Source organism: Streptomyces sp. HSW2009 (assembly GCF_040240285.1).
Taxonomy (GTDB): Bacteria; Actinomycetota; Actinomycetes; order Streptomycetales; family Streptomycetaceae; genus Streptomyces.
In genome coordinates this window covers 1-6,202 of record NZ_JBEHZD010000478.1, presented here as the reverse complement: position 1 = coordinate 6,202, position 6,202 = coordinate 1, and the positions used below count along the sequence as shown (strand labels likewise).

At 73.4% G+C, this 6,202-nt stretch carries 2 protein-coding genes; one reads left to right on the top strand and one right to left on the bottom strand.

Annotated features, from left to right (window positions below):
• Positions 1-456: 456 nt before the first annotated feature.
• A complete protein-coding gene (gene eccD, locus AAHZ94_RS26710) occupies positions 457-1,926 on the bottom strand; it encodes a type VII secretion integral membrane protein EccD (RefSeq protein WP_349995912.1) in 1,470 nt (489 codons plus the stop codon).
• A gap of 175 nt (positions 1,927-2,101) precedes the next feature.
• Here eccD and eccCa point away from each other — a divergent pair, with 175 nt between their 5' ends.
• Positions 2,102-6,082, top strand: a complete 3,981-nt coding sequence (eccCa, locus tag AAHZ94_RS26705; protein ID WP_349995911.1) for a type VII secretion protein EccCa — start codon at positions 2,102-2,104, stop codon at positions 6,080-6,082.
• Positions 6,083-6,202: the final 120 nt, after the last annotated feature.

Here is a 6,202-nt window from a genome sequence, read left to right as displayed (position 1 = left end):
GCGCGGGGCCGGGGGCCGGGGGCCGGGGGCCGGGGGCCGGGGGCCGGGGGCCGGGGGGGGGCGGCGCAGCCGCGCGCGCGAGGCGGGGAGTACGGGGCACGGGAGAGCCTCGCGCGCAGGGATGGGGGATTCGGGACAGCGGTGCGGACCTTCGCGCGCGAAGAGCAGGTGCTGCGAAGCCTCGCGCGCGGAGTAGCGCACAGTGAAGCCTCGCGCGGGAGGTGCGGGCAATTGGTTGAGCACGCGGCGACGAGAGGTGGTGCCGCGGGGCGCCGCTCCGGGGCCGTTCGACGAAGCACTGTGGCGGGGCGTCCGCGCATCCGCGTAGGTGCTGCTTGGACGCGGGTGTAGCCGCGTCCCGCACGCCCCGTGCCCCGCAGCAGGCTGGCGCCGCTGCGGGACCTTGTGGTCGTACGGGGCCGCCCGGTGGGCTTCAGGGTCGGGCTGTTGTTCGCGCTAGCCGCTCGTCATGCTCCGTGCCTCGTTGTAGACGTCGAGTACGGCCAGGCACAGCGGTACCAGTGACAGCAGCAGGGCGCCTTCCAGCAGGTCCGAGACACGGCCCCAGAAGGGGGTCAGCCCCTTCGCCGGAATGATCAGCCCGAGTGCCACGATCAGTGCCGTCCCGGCGGCGACGGCGCCGGCGATCCAGACGGTGCGGACGTCCAGGCCGGTCCGGTCGCCGCTCAGCAGTTCCTGCCTGAGGTGCTCGGGGGTGTGCAGGGCGAGCCCGAGCAGCAGGACGCCGATGGCGGCGATGCCGGCGACGAGGACGCAGGCGACCTGGGCGGTGTACCGGAAGAGGCGGGCGCGCAGCAGCATGGCCGCGCCCGCGGCCAGCGCGAGTACCTGTGCCCACCGCGCGTCGGAGAAGCCCAGCACCGCCGCAGCTCCGATGACGACCACGCTGCAACCGCCGACCAGCCCGAGCAGCAGCTCGTGCCCGCGTCGCGCCTGGGCGGCGATGCGTTCGGCGTCGACCGGGTCGGGCGATGGCGGGTCGTCGGGGTCGGCGTCGAAGTCGATGCTGGCCGCGCTGTACGGCGACGCGTAACCGATCGGCAGCCGCGCGACGCGGGTGGAGAGCCCCGGCAGGAAGGCCAGCGCGCCGATCGCGACCGGGGCGCACACCGCGGCGGCGTCCGTGGCGGAGGCGTCGGCGAGGATGGCGCAGAACACCGCGAGCACCCCCACCGTCGCGGCGAAGGCCGTGGCGACGAACGGCGCGTCCCCGTCCGGCGTCAGCGCGACGAGCAGCACCGAGGCCACCAGCACACAGGTGCAGCCGAGGAGGAACTGGAGCCGTCCCGGCCCCTCGCCCGGGTCCGCCGCGATCACCCCGGAGCCCGCGATCAGCAGGTGGGGCATGGCGCCGAGACCGAGCGCGACGGCCGATGCGCGGTCGTCGTACACCCGTGCCCGCACCCCGGCCAGCGCCGTCAGCAGCACCGCGGTCACACCGGCGACGATGCCCGGCAGGCCGTGCATGGAGTGCCGCTCGGGATCCGCGTACCAGAGCACGAAGCCCATCATGACCAGCAGCAGCACCCCGCCCACCAGCCCCGCGGTGCGCAGCATGTCCTCGCGCCACAGCAGTCGGTCGCGCGTGACGGCGGTCGCCACCGCGTCGGACACGTCGTCGAAGACGGCGGGCGGCAGGGAGTCGGCGAACGGGCGCAGGCTGAGCAGTTCGCCGTCCAGCACGCGTTGTGCGGCCAGGGTGCGGGCCCCGTCGAGGACGGTGCCGTCACGGCGCAGCAGGTGGTAGCCGGTGGGCGTGCCCGGGGGTTGGGTCTGGCCGGACAGCCGGAGGATTTCGGGATAGACGTCGGCCACCGCGATGTCGTCGGGCAGGGCGACGTCGATGCGGCTGTCGGGAGCAACGACGGTGACGCGGCAGTAGCCGGTCGTTGCGGTCGAACTCACCAAGGGACCCTTCTGTTTGACCTGTGCCGGACAGATGCGCGCCGGGTCACCCTACCGAGCTTGATGTCAGAGCGTGTCAGTAGGATCACTCATACGAAACGAGAGTCCGGCACCACGGGGCCATGCGTCCCCATTTGCCCGAATGTGCCGGCGTTCTACGGGGGTTGGTGGACCGGTGAGTCAGATCGTCGTCAAGCGCCCGCCTCGGGCGCTGCCCTCCGACGTGCCGTCGGAGGAGCTGCGGCTCGAACCGCCGCCCGAGTTACCCCGCGGCCAGCAGGAGGGCGTGCTGATGCAGCTCCTGCCGATGCTCGGCATGGGCTCGTCCGTGGTGTTCTTCTTCATGCCGGGCACGCCGCCGTTCATGCGCGTGATGGGCGCGCTGATGCTGGTCTCCACGGTGGGCATGGTGGTCGCCCAGTTCGTGCGCTACCGCAGGGGAACTCAGGGGCAGTTGGCCGATGTGCGGCGGGACTACCTGAAGTACCTCGCGCAGACCCGGCGCCAGATCCGACGCACCGCACGCGCGCAGCGCGACGCCCAGTTCTACCTGCACCCGGCGCCGGACCAACTGTGGGCGCTGGCCGCGGAGGCGGGCGCGCGCCCGACAGGCGACGCGCCGAGCCGGGTGTGGGAGCGGCGGATCAGCGACCCGGACTTCGGGCAGGTGCGGGTCGGGCTCGGCGCGCAGCAGCTCGCCACGCCCCTGGTCGCCCCCGACACGGCGCCGGTCGACGAGTTGGAGCCGCTGTCGGCCGGTGCCATGCAGCGGTTCGTGGCCGTGCACGGGGCTCTGGACGGCCTGCCGATGGCGATCTCGCTGCGCCGCTTCTACCACCTGACCCTCTCGGGCGAGCCCCGCGCGGCGCACGGCCTGGCGCGGGCGCTGGTGGCCCAGTTGGCGGCGCTGCACTCGCCGGATGACCTGCTGGTCGCGGTGGTGGCGGCGCCGGGCGCGGTGCCGCGCTGGGACTGGACGAAGTGGCTGCCGCACACGCAGTTGCCCGGCACCGTGGACGGGGCGGGTACGAAGCGGCTGTTCGGCGACGACCTGGGCGAGCTGGAGGAGTTGCTCGCCGGGCGGCTGGACGGGCGTCCCCGGTTCAACCGCGACGGCCAGCCGCTGCTGGACCAGCCGCACCTGGTGATCGTGCTGGACGGCGGGATGGTCCCGCCGGACTCGGTGTTCGCGGCGCCCGAGGGGTTGCAGGGCGTCACCGTCGTCGAGGTGATCTCCGGCGAGTTGGACGAGCTGCGCGGCGGTCTCTCGGTGGACGTGCAACCGGGGCGGCTGCGCCTGGACTCGGGCGCCGGCGTGCGGTACGAGGGGGTTCCCGACGCCCTGTCCCCGGAGGCGGCGGAGGCGCGGGCGCGCCAGTTGGCGCCGCTGCGCATGGGCAGCGGCGACGACGATGAGCCGCTGCTGGCCAACTTGGACTTCACGGACCTGCTGGGGCTCGGCGACGCGGCTTCGGTGGATGTCACGCGCACGTGGCGCCCGCGCACCCAGTCCGAGCGGCTGCGCGTTCCGATCGGCGTGGGTGAGGACGGCCAGCCGGTGATGCTCGACCTCAAGGAGGCGGCGCAGGAGGGCATGGGGCCGCACGGGCTGTGCGTCGGCGCGACCGGTTCGGGCAAGTCGGAGCTGCTGCGGACGCTTGTCCTAGGGCTCGCGGTGACCCACTCGTCCGAGACGCTCAACTTCGTGCTCGCCGACTTCAAGGGCGGCGCCACCTTCACCGGCATGTCCCGCATGCCGCACGTCTCGGCGGTCATCACCAACCTGGCCGACGACCTGACCCTGGTCGACCGGATGGGCGACTCCATCCGCGGAGAGCTCCAGCGCCGCCAGGAACTGCTCCGCTCCGCCGGCAACTTCGCCAACATCCACGACTACGAGAAGGCGCGCGCCGCGGGCGCCCCACTGGAGCCGCTGGCCTCGCTGGTCCTGGTCATCGACGAGTTCAGCGAACTGTTGTCCGCCAAGCCGGACTTCATCGACATGTTCATCCAGATCGGCCGCATCGGCCGCTCCCTGGGCGTGCACCTGTTGCTGGCCTCGCAGCGCCTGGAGGAGGGGCGGCTGCGCGGCCTGGACACCTATCTGTCGTACCGGATCGGCCTGCGCACGTTCTCGGCGGCCGAGTCCCGTACGGCGCTGGGTGTGCCGGACGCGTACCACCTGCCGTCCGTCCCCGGCTCCGGGTACCTGAAGTTCGGCACGGAGCAGATGACCCGGTTCAAGGCGGCGTACGTCTCCGGCGCGTACCGCACGGCCGTGACCGCGTCCCCGGACGGGCCGCTGCCCATCGAGCGGCGCCCGGTGCCGTTCACGGCCGCCCCGGTGCCGATCAGCTACGGTCCGCCGGACCCGCACACCTCGCCCGCGGGGCCGCGTACGGGCGAGGACCCGCTGGTGGACACGGTGCTCGACGTGATCGTGCGGCGGCTGGAGGGGCAGGGGCAGCCGGCCCACCAGGTGTGGCTGCCGCCGCTGGACGAGGCGCCGCCGCTGGACCAGTTGTTGCCGCCGCTGGTCACCGCGCCCGAACGGGGCCTGCACGCGGGCGGGTACCAGCGCGCGGGGGGCCTCACCGTCCCGCTCGGCCTCATCGACAAGCCCTTCGAGCAGCGCCGGGAGGTGCTGTACCGCGACTTCTCCGGCGCCGCCGGCCATCTGCTGGTGGTGGGCGGCCCGCAGTCCGGCAAGTCCACGCTGCTGCGCACCCTGATCGCCTCGTTCGCCCTCACTCACACCCCGCAGGAGGTGCAGTTCTACGGGCTCGACTTCGGCGGCAACGGCATGACGGCCGTCGCGGACCTGCCCCATGTGGGCGGGGTCGCCTCGCGGCTGGACCCGGAGCGGGTGCGGCGCACCGTCGCCGAGGTCGCGGGCGTGCTCGCGCGCCGCGAGGAGTACTTCCGCGCCCACGGCATCGACGGCATCGCCTCCTACCGCCGTCAGCGCGCCGCGGGGCACCTCCCGGACCAGCCGTGGGGCGATGTGTTCCTGCTGGTCGACGGCTGGGGGGCGTTCAAGCAGGAGTACGAGATGCTGGAGGGCGTCGTCACCGACATCGCGGCCCGCGGCCTGGGGTACGGCATCCACGTCGTGATCACCGCGTCGCGGTACATGGAGCTCCGGGCCAACCTCAAGGACCAGCTCCTCAGCCGCCTCGAACTGCGCCTCGGCGACGCGCTGGACTCCGAGTTCGACCGCAAGGTCGCCGTCAACGTGCCGGCCGGCGTCCCCGGCCGCGGCCAGGTGCCCGAGAAACTGCACTTTATCGCGGCACAGCCGCGCGTGGACGCGATCAGCGACCCGGTCGGTCTCGCCGACGCCACGGCGGCGCTGGTGCGCAGCGTCACCACGCACTGGTCGGGCCCGCACGCCCCCGTGGTCCGGCTCCTCCCCCGCCGGCTCCCTTCCGACCAACTCCCCAAGGGCTTCGAGTTCCCCCAGCGGGGCGTCGCGATCGGCATCGACGAGACCAACCTGGAGCCGGTGTACGTCAACTTCGAGACCGATCCGTTCTTCCTCGTCTTCGGCGAGAGCGAATCGGGCAAGACGGCGCTGCTGCGTCTGCTCGCGAAGCAGATCACGGAGCGGTACGGGCCGGACGACGCGATGATCGTCGTCGGCGACTACCGTCGCTCGCTGCTCGACGCGGTCCCCGCGGAGCGCCTGCTGGAGTACGCGCCGATCGCCACCGCCCTGCAAACCCACATGGACGCCATCGCCACCGTGATGGAGCGGCGCGCCCCGACGTCCGACGTCACCCCGCAGCAGTTGCGGGACCGCAGTTGGTGGACGGGACCGCAACTGTTCGTCGTGATCGACGACTACGAGCTCGTCTCCACCAGCAGCGGGAACCCGCTGGGTGGGCTCACCGAGCACCTGCCGTTCGCGCGCGACGTCGGCATCCGCTTCATCATCGCCCGCAACTCGGCGGGGGCCTCCCGCTCGTCCTTCGAGCCCTTCATGCAGCGCATCAAGGAGCTCGGCGCCCAGGGCGTCGTCCTCTCGGGCGACCGGGCCGAGGGTGAGGTCCTGGGCAGCGTGCGCCCACGGGCCCTGCCGCCCGGCCGGGGCGTCTTCGTCTCGCGCCGCCGGGGTACCCCGCTGGTCCAGTTGGGCTGGCTGCCGGAGAACTGACCACGGCCGGGGGGGGGGGCCCCCCCGCCCCGCGCCCCCGGGGGCGGGGGGGGGGCGGGGGCCGGGCGGGGGGGCGGGGGTGGGGGGGGGGCGGGGGGGGGGGGGGGGTGGGGGGCGGGG